Origin of the sequence: Dermacoccus sp. UBA1591 (assembly GCF_002322065.1) — a bacterium.
Classification (GTDB): Bacteria; Actinomycetota; Actinomycetes; order Actinomycetales; family Dermatophilaceae; genus Dermacoccus; species Dermacoccus nishinomiyaensis.
Window position 1 is genome coordinate 1 of the sequence record NZ_DCNR01000056.1, and the last position, 13,631, is coordinate 13,631.

Annotated in this window: 12 protein-coding genes; 4 read left to right on the top strand and 8 right to left on the bottom strand. The window is 71.8% G+C overall.

Translation table 11 applies throughout. The features are described 5' to 3' along the window. Positions 1–81: 81 nt before the first annotated feature. Both B2284_RS06440 and B2284_RS06445 read right to left on the bottom strand, forming a co-directional pair. Positions 82–606, bottom strand: a complete 525-nt coding sequence (locus B2284_RS06440; RefSeq protein ID WP_038567306.1) for a PPA1309 family protein — start codon at positions 604–606, stop codon at positions 82–84. Between the two features lie 20 nt (positions 607–626). After that, complete coding sequence (locus B2284_RS06445; protein WP_006943443.1) at positions 627–1,724, bottom strand: YlbL family protein; 1,098 nt, start codon at positions 1,722–1,724, stop codon at positions 627–629. A 169-nt stretch (positions 1,725–1,893) separates the two neighbouring features. Between B2284_RS06445 and B2284_RS06450 the strand changes: the two genes are divergently transcribed. Continuing rightward, complete coding sequence (locus B2284_RS06450) at positions 1,894–3,621, top strand: zinc-dependent metalloprotease (protein ID WP_240742539.1); 1,728 nt, start codon at positions 1,894–1,896, stop codon at positions 3,619–3,621. A 77-nt stretch (positions 3,622–3,698) separates the two neighbouring features. Further along, entirely contained in the window at positions 3,699–4,268 is a 570-nt protein-coding gene (locus B2284_RS06455; protein ID WP_040014202.1) for an NUDIX hydrolase, read from the top strand. A 28-nt stretch (positions 4,269–4,296) separates the two neighbouring features. Here the strand turns inward: B2284_RS06455 and B2284_RS06460 are convergent, their stop codons facing one another. Then, on the bottom strand, positions 4,297–4,914 hold the full coding sequence (locus B2284_RS06460) for a M48 metallopeptidase family protein (protein WP_006943442.1): 618 nt from the start codon (positions 4,912–4,914) through the stop codon (positions 4,297–4,299). Between the two features lie 257 nt (positions 4,915–5,171). On the opposite strand from B2284_RS06460, the gene B2284_RS06465 reads away from it, so the two are divergent. Next, positions 5,172–5,861 carry a hypothetical protein gene (locus B2284_RS06465; protein WP_050786405.1) on the top strand — a complete coding sequence of 230 codons (690 nt, stop codon included), beginning with the start codon at positions 5,172–5,174 and terminating at the stop codon, positions 5,859–5,861. A 73-nt stretch (positions 5,862–5,934) separates the two neighbouring features. Here B2284_RS06465 and B2284_RS06470 read toward each other — a convergent pair whose 3' ends face one another. The 4 genes from B2284_RS06470 to nudC form a co-directional block, all read right to left on the bottom strand. Next, the gene (locus B2284_RS06470) at positions 5,935–6,216 is read right to left on the bottom strand and encodes a WhiB family transcriptional regulator (protein WP_006943409.1); all 282 of its coding nucleotides are present in this window, start codon (positions 6,214–6,216) and stop codon (positions 5,935–5,937) included. A 182-nt stretch (positions 6,217–6,398) separates the two neighbouring features. After that, positions 6,399–6,656 carry a hypothetical protein gene (locus tag B2284_RS06475; RefSeq protein ID WP_006943441.1) on the bottom strand — a complete coding sequence of 86 codons (258 nt, stop codon included), beginning with the start codon at positions 6,654–6,656 and terminating at the stop codon, positions 6,399–6,401. Between the two features lie 158 nt (positions 6,657–6,814). Beyond that, a complete protein-coding gene (locus tag B2284_RS06480; RefSeq protein ID WP_006943415.1) occupies positions 6,815–8,941 on the bottom strand; it encodes an ATP-dependent DNA helicase UvrD2 in 2,127 nt (708 codons plus the stop codon). Positions 8,942–9,017: 76 nt separating this feature from the next. Beyond that, a complete protein-coding gene (gene nudC / locus B2284_RS06485) occupies positions 9,018–10,007 on the bottom strand; it encodes an NAD(+) diphosphatase (RefSeq protein WP_006943437.1) in 990 nt (329 codons plus the stop codon). A gap of 44 nt (positions 10,008–10,051) precedes the next feature. On the opposite strand from nudC, the gene B2284_RS06490 reads away from it, so the two are divergent. Continuing rightward, entirely contained in the window at positions 10,052–11,260 is a 1,209-nt protein-coding gene (locus B2284_RS06490) for a phosphotransferase (RefSeq protein WP_286697306.1), read from the top strand. 62 nt (positions 11,261–11,322) lie between these two features. Here B2284_RS06490 and B2284_RS06495 read toward each other — a convergent pair. Next, positions 11,323–13,631, bottom strand: a 2,309-nt coding sequence (locus B2284_RS06495) for a 3'-5' exonuclease (protein ID WP_286697305.1), incomplete at its 5' end; no start/stop codon positions are given.

A 13,631-nucleotide genomic window follows, 5' to 3' on the forward strand; every position in this document is an offset into this window, starting at 1 on the left:
GCACTTGAGCGCAAGAGGATGCGAGTGGTCACGGAGCCGTGGAGATGGTCGTCGCCGGGTGGTCGCCGCCAGGCCACGTCATCAGGCCAGCGTCGCCTTGAGGGCCTCGACGAGCCCCGGCGCGATGTTCGTGCCGATCGCGACCTTGTCGTCATCGTCCTCGGCACGGCGTCGCACGAGGGTGATGATCTCGCCGTTGCGCAGCGCCGCGACGAGCAGGCGCACGTCCTCACGCTGCTCGTGGGTCGCCAGCCGCTGCGCATTCGTCCCGCCGCGACCGAACGTCTCGATCTCGGCCTGCGGCGGCACGATGATGCGCTCGACTGCGAGCGCCACCCCGTCGACGTCCGCCGGCCAAGCCGTGTGCCCTAGCGCCTTCTCGAGGTCGTCACCGCGGATGACGCCCTCCTGCTCGATCGCGGAGAACTCGTCGGGGTCGACGTCGCCGAGCATCGCCGCGAGGGCCGGCTGACGACGCAGCAGCTCACCGTTGCGGGCGAGGGAGAACAGGCGCGCCGGTTGACCCCACCCGTCTGTCGCGACGTGCGCCTCGGTCTCGAGAGCAGCGCGGGTGAGAGGGGACAGCACGGGCTTGACGGCACTCATGCGACCCATCGTAGGGGCGCTCAGCCGCAGCGCGGCAGCCCCTGCGTCGAACCGTCGGCGACGTGCTCGACCGTCGAGATGGCGTCCTTGATCGTCGCGACGCGGTAGACGTCGAGCCCGTTCGGCACGTGGCCCTTCAGTTCGGCGCAGTTGTCGGCCGGGGCGAGGAACGCCGTCGCACCGGCCTGGCGCGCGCCGACGACCTTCTCACGGATGCCGCCGATCGCGCCGACGTCACCGGCTGAGTCCATCGTGCCCGTGCCCGCGATCTGCTTGCCACCGGTGAGCGCACCGGGCGTCAGTTCGTCGTAGATCGCGAGGGCGAACATCGTGCCGGCGCTAGGGCCGCCGACGTCGCCGACGGAGATGTTCACCTTGAACGGCATCGTCGCCTTCGGATTGAGCGTGAGCCCCATGACGGCGCGGTCGTCGACCTTCGTCGTCGGCACGGCGAACGTCATCGCCTTGCCGCCGCGCGTGATGCCGAGCTGCACCTTCTGCCCCGGCGTGACCTTCTTCATCTCGCGCTGCAGCGACAGCGAATCCGCAATCTTCACCCCGTTGACGGAGACGATGACGTCCTTGACGCGCAGCAGCTTCTTCGCCTCGCTCGACGAGTCGGAGATGCCGGCGATCTCGATCATCTCGGGCACGTCGTAGCCCGCCTGACGCGCGGCGACGACCTCGGCCGACGACTGCGACCCCGTCATCTCCGCCTCGTTCTGCTGCTGCACCTGCTCCCGCGTGGTCTGCGGCGCGAACAGCTGCGACTCTTCGTAGATCTGCGCGTGATCGTCGAGTTTCGCGAGCCCGTACTCGATGAGGCTGGGGCGGTTGCCGGGGCCGCCGACCATCGAGACCGTCGTGAAGTGCAGGCCGCCCGAGGTCGGGTAGGTCTTCGCGCCGCTCAGCGTCAACACCTTCTTTCCCTCGAAGGTGCCGAGGGTGTTCGGCGCCGGGCCGGGGCGCAGGATGACGTAGGGCACCTTGATGCCGAAGCCTGCGACCACGGCGAGGAGCACGACGACGAAGATCGCCAGCATCACCTTGGTCCGCGTGCGCATCGACGCCCAGCGTGACGGGCGGCGCTCGGCCGCGTCGACGGTTCGGGAACTCATGGGCGCCTCTCGCTGTTGTACGTCACGAAGGAGTCGAACAGCCGTCATCCTCTCACCTGCCCACAGCGGCGCGGGCGCCCGCTCAGGCCTGCCCGCCGCACGCGCGGCGCCGACGACGGCCGGTAGTGTCGGCTCCAGACGGACACGAACCTCTCGGAAGGTGCGCACCATGGCTGATGACCACAACCCGATGAACCCCTACGGCGGCCGCAAGGACGACGACGAGCGCGGTGACGCGAACGGCGGCGACGGTCTCGAGGAGATGCTGCGCGGCCTCATGGGTGGGGGCACGCCCGACCCGCAGATGATGGATGCGCTGCGCCAGATGGGCATGGGTTCGATGGACCCGGCGCAGATGGGGATGATGCAGGCGCAGCTGCAGGCGATGATGAGCGGCGACTCGGGCTCGGCGTTCAACGAACAGCTCGCGGCGAACGTCGCGCGCCAGGTCGTCTCCGCGGAGGGTGACCCGAGCGTGCCCACCTCGACGAAGAGCGACGTCGCGCAGGTCGCGGCCGTCGCCAACCTGTGGCTCGACGCCGTCACCGACTTCGCCGCTCCCGGCGCCCCGGCCCGTGCCCTGTCGCGCAGCGAATGGGTCGAGGCGACGATGCCGACCTGGCGCAAGGTCGTCGAACCCGTCGCGGGCGGCGTCGGCAACGCCGTCGCAGACGCGATGATGAAGCAGCTCGGCTCGTTCGACGCGAGCGACCTGTCGCAGCTCGGCATCCCCGAGGGCATGTTGCCGCCAGGCTTCGACATCTCCAGCCTCAGCGCTCAGATGACGCCGATGCTCAAGCAGATGAGTGCGCAGATGTTCGGCGTGCAGGTCGGCCAGGCCATCGGCGCGCTCGCGAAGGAGAGCGTCACCGGCACCGAGGTCGGCCTGCCGCTGCTGCGTCCCAACGCCGTCACGATCCTGCCGCACAACGTCGCGTCGTTCGCCGACGGCCTCGAGCTCGACGCCGGCGAGGTGCACCTCTACCTCGCGGTGCGCGAGGCCGCCCGCGTGCGCCTGTACGAGCGCGTGCCGTGGCTCGACGCGGCCCTCATCGCCGCCGTCCAGACGTACGCCGGTGACATCCGCATCGACACCGACGCCATCGAGGAGAAGCTGCGCGACATCGACCCGCAGGACGCCGAGGCCCTGCAGGGAGCGCTCGCCGGCAACCTGTTCTCCCCCGAACCGTCGGATGCGCAGAAGCGCACGCTCGCTCACCTGGAGAACCTGCTCGCTCTCGTCGAGGGGTGGGTCGACGTCGTCACCGACGCCGCGATCGCGCAGCACCTGCCGAACGCCGCGGCCCTCGCCGAGGTCGTGCGGCGCCGTCGCGCCTCCGCCGGCCCGGCCGAGAAGGTCTTCAGCTCGCTCGTCGGGCTCGAACTGCGCCCGCGCCGCCTGCGTGAAGCGGCAGCGCTGTGGACGCAGCTGACCGACGCGACGGACGCCGCCACCCGCGACGGCGTGTGGTCGCACCCCGACCACGTGCCCAGCGCCACCGACCTCGACGACCCGTCGACGTTCATCGCGCGCGCGAGCGGCGAGGAGACTCCCGAGACGGGCCGCGATGAGATGGACGACGCCCTCGACGCGCTGCTGGCCCAGGGGCTCGCCGAGATGGGCGAGTCGAGTTCGGCCGGCGGTGAAGGCTCCGGCGGTTCATCGACGGGCCGATCGTCGTCGGATGACGCGTCGGCCGGTGCCGCGTCCGGTGAGCAGGCCGCCATGAACCCGCGCGACCCGCGTCATGACGGTCTGGCCGACCGCGCGGACGAGGCCCCCGGTGAGGTCGACTCGGCGGGCAGCGCGAAGGGTGGCACGTCGGAGGACGAAGGCGGCGCCGGCGACGGAGACGGCCAGGACGATCCGACGCAGGGTGGAACGCCGGGCGCGTGAACCACTCCACGACATCCGACCACGGGGCCGGGCGGGTCGAGACCCGTTCGGCCCCGTCGTCGCGCGCCGAGCCCGCCATGCCCGAACAGTTCACGGCGCTGCACTCGCAGGCGCTCGCCGACCTGAGCACCTGGACGGCCCCGAGCCCGCCGCAGGAGCAGATGCGCGCCCGCATGGTCGAGACCCTGCGACTCGATGCGACAGCAATGTGGCGTCATCACAGCCGAGCCCACTTCACGACGTCGCTGGTCGTCGTCGATGCCGACGCCCGCCGCGTGGCGCTGACGCTGCACGCGAAGGCGAAGCGGTGGTTCCAGTTCGGCGGGCACCTCGAGTGCGGCGACGCAACGCTCGAGGCGGCGGCCCTGCGGGAGGGCCTCGAAGAATCCGGCCTCGCCGACCTGCGGCTGCTGCCTGGGCTGCTCGCCGTCGACATCCATGCTCTCGACGGGGCGTTCGGATGGTGCACGGAACACCTCGACGTGCGGTACGTCGCCGTGGCAGGCGGCGAATCCCTCACGGTGAGCGACGAATCCGACGATGTGCGTTGGTTCGACGTCGACGCCCTGCCCGAGGATGCCGAACCGGCGCTGCGCGAGGCCATCGCCCTCGCATGCGAGCGCGTCCGCGCCAACCCCGGGCTCTGAGCCCACTCGGCCGCGATCGACGCGGCCGTCACGGCTCCCTCGTCGGGTCGGCGACGTCTCCTTCCTCTTCGCCGAGGTCGTCATCGAGTGACGCCGACGGCGCGGGCGCGGCACGGCGTGCCCCGAACGAGGCGCCGGCGAGGAAGGCCTGGGCGCGTTCGTGCTCCGGGTAGCGGCGCACGATCTCCTGGAAGCGCGGCCCGTGCCCGCGCTCGAGCAGGTGCGTGACCTCGTGCAGGAGCACCGCGTCGACGACGTAGTCGGGCATGCCGACCATCGCGTCGGAGAGCCGGATCGAAGCATCCCCCGGTGAGCACGACGCCCACCTGGTCGTCATGTTCGACACCCACCGCACCGAGGCAGGCTCGGGCGCGCCGGGCACGAAGCGTCGGCTGAGCGCCACGGCTCGCCGCATCAGGGTGTCGTCGTTGCGCTGCGAGCGACTCTTGCGCAGCATCTTGCGCACGAGATCTTCGACGATGCGTGTCTCCTCGCGCGCCGAGAGCGTCGCCGGGGCGAGCACGACGACGACGCCGTCCTCGAAGCGTGCCTGCACGGATCGCGTGCGGCGCGCGCTACGCCGGATCTCGACGTCCTGACCGTCGACGGTGATTCGCGTGGGCGCGGGGGCGGTGGTTCTCGGCATGCCCCGAGGCTATCGACAGCGACTGACAACCCCGGGATCCTGCGTCATCCCCAGGTGTGACGCCTGTGGACGAGCCCTGCGGCGATCTGCGCGCGCGAGGCAGGCTCGAAGACATGACGGGCACGGCCCGTCGTGCTGGATCACCTGCTCTGGTGCGCCGGCCAACCGTTCGCGTGGGCGCCCGACCGTGCCCTCGCCACCCACTCGCCGTCCTCGGTATCCGTCCCATCCGCGTCACCCACCCACAGGAGCCTCTCGTGTCCGACACCGTCATCACGCCGCGTCCCCACGTCGCCGAGCGCCGCGCCCTGCGTCACCTCGTGCTGAACGACCTCGACGACACCTCGCTGCACGCCCTCACCGACCCCGAACCCGGTTCCGGTGCCCCCGCCCACGACGCAGGCTGGCGCGACCTCGTCGCCGCCGTCACCCACCGCCCGCGACGCACGACGCGCACCCTCGTCACCGGTCCTGCGGCGCTCGAACGAGCCGTCCTCGACGTCGTCGCCCCGCTGTGCGACGGGGCCGGGGTGTGGGACGGCCGCGCGAGTGCATCCGCGCCCGATCTGCTCATCGGGGCGCTGCCGTGGCGTTACGAAGAACTGGGTGACGTCCCCGATCTGCCCGGCCCGCTGACCGGCCCGGCGCCAGCCGTCCTGCCGCTCGCGTTCACGGCTCGCACCGTCACCGTCGGCCCCGTCGCTGGCGCAGGCGGCGCGTGCGCCGGGTGCGTCAACCCGGCCTATTCGAGCGGGACGCGGCGCCCAGACGCCGCCCTCAGCCCCGCCCTGTTCGCCTTCGCCGCGGGTGCGGCCGGGTTGTTCGTCCGGGCGTTCGCGGCGGGCAACGTCACGGCCTGCTCGATCAGTCTCACCTTCGACATGGCCGCGCCGCACGTCGAGCACCGCCTGTGGTCGTGCACCCCGACATGCCGAGACGCTGCCTGAGCAGCAGCTCGGGCAGCGTGTCGGGTGCATCGGTACCCCGGGTCATCGCGCGCTTCGGGGCGGGCGGTAGCGCTCACGCGGCGTTCTTGCGCGGACGCCCACGCGGGCGCTTGCGCGGCACGACGACGCCGCGTTCGAACAGCTCACCGCCCCACACGCCCCATGGCTCCTGACGCTCCTTCGCGCCCGCGAGGCACAGCTGCGCCGCGGGGCAGGTGGCGCAGAGCGCCTTGGCGAACTCGACGTCCGCCGGGGACTGCGCGAACCACAGCTCGGGGTCAGCGGTGGCGCACGGCGTGTCGACGTCACCGCCCGCCAGGGGTATCAGGGCGTCGGATATCAGGTCTTCGAACATTGCAGTCATGTCGGTCTCTCGCTCTTGCTCCGGAAAGGATGTGGGCCCCGGTGTCGGGGAGTTTCTGGTGGGGGCCCTGAGCCTCGTTCGCGAAGACGCTCGATGCTGGATCGGTTCGTCACACGAAAGAAGCCGCGGACCCGGGTTCGGATCTCGCGGCTTTCGCTGACGTTCGCAGGTGGCTAGACCACCTGCGCCGTGCAGGAGAGCGGGAAGAACCGAGGGGTGTGGGGGCGACGCTCGGCGCTGAACGGCACGCCCACCTCGTGGAAGATGTGGCGGGCTTCAGAGCCATTGATGCCGGCGGCGTGCAGCCCGGAGCCGATGACGGCCTGGGCAGACGTCTCCCCCGAAAGATCGAGGAGGAACGCCTGAGCGCTCGGGCGCAGGGAAGCACGCAGGGAGGCGGCGTACGTCGTCATCGTCGTGATGATGTCCATGAGGCACCTCCTGGGTCGGCGGTTCGCGTCGGGCGAACTCGGTTCGTTCGTGCGGATCGTTCGCGGCGCACCCAAGGCGCGGCGCGAAGTGGTCTCAGGCTAGCGGCGCCCGCGAGAAGGGAGCAACCGAATTATCGAGAAAGTTCTTCGGCGGCTTCTCAGGCCGGGTCGAAGTCGCCGAAATGCGACGGCTTCTCGACCTCGTCGAGCGGTTTCGCGCCGCCCAGGACGGCGAGGACGGACGCGCCGTACTTGGAGATCTTGGTGTTGCCGACCCCCGCGATGGCGCGCAGGCCGGCGGGGTTCGCCGGCAGCGTCTCGGCGATGGCGACGAGCGTCGCGTCGGTGAAGACGACGAACGCCGGTACCTTGTCTCGCTTCGCGACCGCGGCGCGCCATTCGCGCAGCGCCTCGAACTGGGCCTCGTCATAGGTCGCAGGGCATTCGGTGCAGCGGCCGATCTTGCGCTCGGGCGCGGAGTACAGATCCTTGCCGCAGGTGCGGCACTTCGCCGTCGAGCGCTTGGGGGCGGGCGCGGCGCGCTTCGTCTTCGTCGCCGCGACGACGGCGCCGTCGAGCGAGTCGCCCAGCCCGTCGAGGAAGCGTGACGGGTTGCGCGACGCCCGGCCACCTTCGTGGCGGCTGCGCGAGTAGCTGAGCTGCAGGAAACGGCGCGCACGCGTGATGCCGACGTACATGAGACGCCGCTCCTCCTCGATCGCCTCGGGCGCACTCGCCATCATGATGGGCAGCAGCCCGTCGCTCGCGCCGACGAAGAACACCGCGTCCCACTCGAGTCCCTTGGCCGCGTGCAGCGACGCGAGCGTCACGCCCTCGACCTTCGGCGCGTGCTGCTCGGACGCACGTCGGTCGAGCTCGGCGACGAAGTCGCGCAACCGCGCGCCGGGGACGGTGCGGGCGACGTCCTTGCTCAGTTCCGCGAGGGACTGCAGCGACTCCCACCGTTCACGGCTCGCCCCCGCCGCGGGCGCCTGCTGCGACCAGCCGGCGCCGCTCAGGACGTCGGCGACGACGTCGGGCAACGGTTTCGAGCCGTCGTCGCTGCGGGCCGCGCCGCGCATGAGCAGGACGGCCTTGCGCACCTCGTCGCGGTGGAAGAAGCGTTCACCGCCGCGTATCTGGTAGGGAACGCCGGCGTCGGCGAGCGCCGTCTCGAAGGCCTCGGACTGCGCGTTGGTGCGATACAGGACGGCGATGCCGCTGGCCTTCACGCCGTCGGCGAGGAGCCGCTTGATCTCCTTCGCGACGCCCCGCGCCTCCGCCGGATCGTCGGGGTAGGTGACGAGCTTCGGCGTGACGCCCCCCTCGCGCTGCGCCTGGAGCGTCACGCTGCCGAACGCCTGATCGGCGCGCTTCATCACGTCGTTGGCGAGGCGGACGATGGGCGGGTCGGAGCGGTAGTTGCGCACGAGCTCGACCTTCGCGGCACCCTCGAAGCGCTGGGCGAAGGTGCGCAGATGCCGCGGCGAGGCGCCGGTGAACGAGTAGATCGTCTGCGCCGGGTCACCGACGACGCACAGATCCTTGCGCTCACCGACCCACAGCGACAGCAGGTACTGCTGGACGGTGTTGACGTCCTGGTACTCGTCGACGACGAAGTGGCGGTACTGATCGCGCACCTGACGGGCGATGTCCTCGCGCTCGGCGAGGATGCCGGCGGCCAGGAGCAGGACGTCTTCGAAGTCGATGACGCCGCGCGCGGACTTGACGTCCTCGTAGGCATCGAGCAGTCGCGCCATCGCCGTGACGTCGAGATCGGCGGGCTGACGGCCGGCGCGCCGTGCTGCGGCCGGGTAGGTCTCCGGGGTGAGCATCGAGACCTTGGCCCACTCGACCTCACCGGCGAGGTCGCGCAGTCCGGTGCGATCGACCTGCAGACGCAGCCGCCCCGCCGCCTCGCCGACGAGGCTGCCCTTCGTCCCGACGACCTCCGGCGCGCCCCCACCGATCGCCTGCGGCCAGAAGTAGCGTAGTTGGCTCAGCGCCGCGGCGTGGAAGGTGCGTGCCACGACCTGCGGGACGCCCAACTCGCGAAGGCGCGTGCGCATCTCGCCCGCAGCACGCGCGGTGAACGTCACCGCCAGCGTGCGCTGACCGACGAGAGCGCCCGAGTGCACGCCGTACGCGATGCGGTGCGTGATGGCGCGCGTCTTGCCCGTGCCCGCGCCGGCGAGGACGACCATCGGGCCGAGCGGGTTCGCCGCGACCTCCCGCTGCTGCGGGTCCAGACCCGCGAGCACCGAATCGGCGTCATGCTCGTTCACTGCTCAGGTACTCCTCGAAATGGTCGTTCGTCGCGATGCGGGTGGGCGGGTTGGTCGGTCGGATCGTGCGCCACCGTCACGGGAGCGGCTCACCGTACCAATGCTCGATGAGAGCGCGCGCGATCGACAGGCGCCCCGGCAGCGCGAGGGAACCGTCGGCGAGGCCCTGACGGACGTCGGCGCGCGAGTACCACCCGATCTCCTCGATCTCGCCCTCCTGAGCGCGCAGCGGTGTCGTCACCGCACGCGCGATGCAGCCGATCATGAGGGAGGCGGGAAAGGGCCACGGCTGGCTGCCGAGATAGCGCACGTCGGTGACCTCGACGCCGGACTCCTCGAACGTCTCGCGCGCCACGGCCTGCTCGAACGACTCCCCTGGCTCGACGAAACCCGCGAGCACCGAACGGTGCGGGCCCTTCCAGCGTGGGCCGCGGGCGAGCAGGAGGCGCGAGTCGTCGGGGTCGGACTCGTCGACGATCGCCATGATGACGGCCGGGTCGGTGCGCGGGAAGTGATGCGAACCGTCCGCTTCGCAGCGACGCACCCAGCCCGCCTCGACGACGATGGTGGGCGCCCCGCAGCGCGGGCAGTGCGTGTGCGTCGCATGCCACTGGGCCAACGCGACGGCCGCGGTGACGCAGGCGAGGTCGTCGCCCGACAGTTCGAGCCCGATGTCGCGCAGGGTGCGCCACGACGGCGCGTCGTCGCCGTCATCCTCCGAAGTCGTGGCGGTAGCCGCGTTGCCAGGGCGCTCCCCCGTCGGCGCAGGGACCGGTGCGTCGTCCTGCGGGCGAAGCACGGCGAGCGCGGGGCCGTGGGACGTCTGACCGAGGTAGAGGACGACACCGCCGGTGTCGAACCACTGCCGATCCTCGGCCTGTGGTGCGCGCCAGAGCAGCTGGGTGCGCCGTTGCGGCACCGAGGCGCCGCGCACGTCGAGGACCCGCGTCGTCGCGACGGCGAGCAGCCGCTCGATGAGATCCGGTTCGGAGCGCCGCAGCGCATCACGGTCGACGACGGCGTCGCCGAGGACGAGATCGGGCAAAGGTCGCGTGGCGTCGGGCATGCCTCCCAGGCTAGACGCCACCTCCGACATACGGTGTGGGGGTGATGCGCTCGCCCCTGCTCCTCGCCGCCCTCGCCGACGCCGCCGTGCCCGGAATCCGCCCCATCAAGGTCGAAGGCCTGCCCGTGCCGGCCGGCGACCTCTACCAGAGTGCCCACATCACGGGCGCCGACGGCCGGGTCTGGCTCGTCCGCTCCGCGCTGACTGGAGCCGCAGGCGCCGAACTCGCCGCATCCGACGCCCTCGTGCAATTGCTCACGCGACGCGTCGACTTCGACGTGCCCCGCGTCGAGGGCTCCGCCCGCCCGAAGGAGGGATCGGCCGTCGCCGTCTACGCGCGCCCCCGCGGCAGGGCGCTCGACTGGCGCCACCTCGCCGGACGCTCCGCCGCGGCGCGTGCCCTCGGCCAGGCGCTCGCGCACCTGCACGGCGTCGACCCGCGCGTCGTCGAGGAGGCCGGCCTCGCCACCTACGACGCCGACACCTACCGTCAGCGTCTGCGCGCCGACGTCGATCGCGCCGCCGCGACGTCCCGGGTGCCGTCGGCCCTCATCGCCCGCTGGCGCGAGGCCCTTGACACGCCGGCGTTGTGGCGCTTCTCGACGACGGTGACGCACGGGCCGCTGCGCGGCGCCGACGTCCATGTCGACGAGGGTGAGGTGAGCGCCATCAGCGGCTGGGAGCATGCCGGCGTCGCCGACCCCGCGCGCGACTTCGCGCTGCTGTGGAACTCTGCGCCGCAGCAGGCGTTCGACACCGTGTTCGAGGCCTACGCCGCAGAACGCGCCGAGCGGCCCGACCCGAACCTGGAGCGCCGCATCCGGCTCATGGGCGAGATGGAACTCGCGTACGCGCTGCTCGCAAGCCGCACGATGGGCGACGACGCGCGCGTCGAGCGTCACGCCGCGGCGCTCGAGGAACTCGCCTTCGAGGTGGAGGGCGACTCGAGTCTCCTGCCGCCGGCGCGCCGTGCGGGCACGGCGCCGATCGACCTCGTCCCCCCGCTCGACCCCGCCGACATCGAGGTCGTCGACGCCGAGGTCGGCGAGGAGGACGCCACCGTCGAGATCCCCGTGCGCCTGGCCCCGGAGCGAGAGGACCGCTCCGAGCACGCGGGCGCCACGCGCGTCGATGGCGACGCCGCGCGCACCCGACTGCCTCACGGCTCGTCCGAGGAGCCCGCGGCCTCGAGCGACGACTCGGCAGGCGCCGTCGCCGACGAATCGTCCGGCGGGAACGCGAGATCCCGCTGACCGCTCGGGCCGCACCCGCGGGACGCCCCGCCTCCGCGACCCGAGCGCGACAAGCACCGCCGTCAGCCCCCGACCGACCCGAGAAGCTCCTCGAGGTCGCGCTGCGACGCAACGCCGGGGCGATACGTCTCCCCCGTGGCGGCGTAGAAGAACGCGGCGTCGACGTCCTCGGGATCCAGGCCGCGCAGGCGCGCGTAACCGAGGGCGTAGGCGGCGAGCTGCAGCGAGCGATGACGCAGGGTCGGCCCCGCCGGCTTGGCTCCGGTCTTCCAGTCGACGACCGTGAACCCGCCGCCGTCACGCGCGAAGACGGCGTCGATGCGGCCGCGCACCGCGTACCCGGCGACGACGGTCTCGAGGGCGACCTCGACGTCGACCGGCACCCGATCCGCCCACTCGCTGGCCAGGAAGTTGGTCTGCAGCACGGGCAGCATCTCGTCGGCGGCCACGTCCTCGTCACCGAAGCCAGGCAGTTCGTCGAGGTCGACGAGGGCCGCAGCACCGTAGTGCCGCTCCACCCAGGCGTGGAACGCCGTACCGCGCCGCGCCGCCACCGCCGGTTCACTCGGCATCGGGCGCCGTAGGCGCCGCGCGAACAGGTCCTTGTCGCTCGCGAGTGCGACGAGCTGGGAGGCGGACAGGTGCGAGGGCAGCACGACGTCGCTGCGCAGCCGGGTGCGTTCGCGCTGTCGTTCGGCCAGGAGCAACTCCATCTCCTGCTCCCTGTCCTCGATCGTCCCCTCCAACCCGAGCGCCAGTTGCCCGGTCGGCGCGAGGGCCTCCCCGTTCTGCAGCCGGGTGCGCAGCGCGCGCACCTGGTCCGCGGCAGGGACGAGGTGGGCGCGTTGGTCGGCCATCGCGTCGAGCGGCCACGTCGCCGTCAGGACGTCGGCGTCGAGCGGGTTGCTGGGGCGCTCGCCGTCGACCTGCGTCGGCGGCATCTGCTCCCAGTGCAGACGCTCGATGCTCGCGCCGAGATCGGGTTCCTCGAGCAGTTCGGTGAGGAAACGAGACGTCTCGCGCGGGGTCGTGCCGCTCGCGTACCAGATCGGAGCGGTGAGCAACATGGTGCTGCGCGCGCGGGTGAAGGCCACGTACGCAAGACGGCGCTCCTCCGTCACCGCGTGCTTAAGGCCCTGCTCGCAGAACTCGGTGAACCGGTCGGCCAGCTCGTCGGAATCCTCCGCACCCGTGACGGCGAGGGCGGGCAGCCCCTCCCTGTCACCGCGCAGATCGTAGGGGATCGACTGAAGACCACTCAGCCAGCCGCGCGCCTTGTGCGGCTTGTACTGCCACTGCTCGCCCTCGGCCCGCGTCGAACCGCCGAGGCTCGGAAAGACCCCTTCGACGAGGCCGGGCACGACGACGACGTCCCACTCGAGCCCCTTCGCGGCGTGCACGGTGAGCACCTGAACCGCATGCGGGTTGACCTCGATGGCGGGCATCTCCAGGCCGCGTTCCTCCTGCCGGGCCGCGTCGAGCCACTCGAGGAACCCCCCGAGCGTCGGACGTTGGGCCTGGACCGAGAACGTCCCCGCGATGTCGGCGAAGGCGTCGAGGTGGGCCCGGGCGCTCGACGGGTCGTACCCCGGGCGGGCAAGCACCTCGATGTCGAGACCGAGCACGCGTTCGGCCTCCCCGACGAAATCGGCGAGCGGCAGCCCGGAGAGCAACCGGAGGCGTTGCACCGACGTGTGAAACCCCCGCAGCCGCTCACGGGCGACGTCGGAGAGGTACTCGCCGTCGCGCCCACGCCATGACGCGTCGGGCAGTTCGCCGATCGCCTCGACGAGGCTCACCTCGTCCCGCGTGTCCTGCGCGAGGTCGCGCTCCGCCCGCGCACCGCGCCTGGCCGCCTCCCCATCAGGCCCGGGTACAGGCTCAGACGGCGCGCCCTCGCCGGCGTCGGATTCGCTGCTCGCCGGTTCGGCGCTGCCGCCCTCGGCGCGCTCCTCGGTGGCTGCCGCGGCGTCGTCCTGGTGTCGCTGGTGCAACTCCTTGGCCCACGACCCGAGCGCTGCGATGTCGGCCGCACCGAGACGCATCGCCGGGGAGGTGAGCAGGCGCATGAGATGGTCGCCGCGGCTCGGGTCGTCGACCACCCACAGCATCGAGACGAGGTCGACGATCTCGGGGGTCTGCAGCAGGCCACCGAGCCCGACGGCCTCCGCGGGGACGCCCGCGTCGTGGAGGGCATCCAGCATCGGCACGAACTGAGATCGCTTGCGGCACAGCACCGCAGCGGTTCGGGGCGCCTCGCCCGGACGCAGTGGACGGCGTCGTTCGGCCACCCACTGCGCGACGGCGCGTGCCTCGTCCGCCTCCGTCAGGTAGCGGGCGGCGGCCAGGGCGCCGGGGCCTGCGTCGGGGC

Coding starts and splice junctions, on each gene's coding strand:
- B2284_RS06440 (WP_038567306.1), bottom strand. CDS start 606: ATGAGTGCCGTCAAGCCCGTGCTGTCCCCTCTCACCCGCGCTGCTCTC.
- B2284_RS06445 (WP_006943443.1), bottom strand. CDS start 1,724: ATGAGTTCCCGAACCGTCGACGCGGCCGAGCGCCGCCCGTCACGCTGG.
- B2284_RS06450 (WP_240742539.1), top strand. CDS start 1,894: ATGGCTGATGACCACAACCCGATGAACCCCTACGGCGGCCGCAAGGAC.
- B2284_RS06455 (WP_040014202.1), top strand. CDS start 3,699: ATGCCCGAACAGTTCACGGCGCTGCACTCGCAGGCGCTCGCCGACCTG.
- B2284_RS06460 (WP_006943442.1), bottom strand. CDS start 4,914: ATGCCGAGAACCACCGCCCCCGCGCCCACGCGAATCACCGTCGACGGT.
- B2284_RS06470 (WP_006943409.1), bottom strand. CDS start 6,216: ATGTTCGAAGACCTGATATCCGACGCCCTGATACCCCTGGCGGGCGGT.
- B2284_RS06475 (WP_006943441.1), bottom strand. CDS start 6,656: ATGGACATCATCACGACGATGACGACGTACGCCGCCTCCCTGCGTGCT.
- nudC (WP_006943437.1), bottom strand. CDS start 10,007: ATGCCCGACGCCACGCGACCTTTGCCCGATCTCGTCCTCGGCGACGCC.
- B2284_RS06490 (WP_286697306.1), top strand. CDS start 10,052: ATGCGCTCGCCCCTGCTCCTCGCCGCCCTCGCCGACGCCGCCGTGCCC.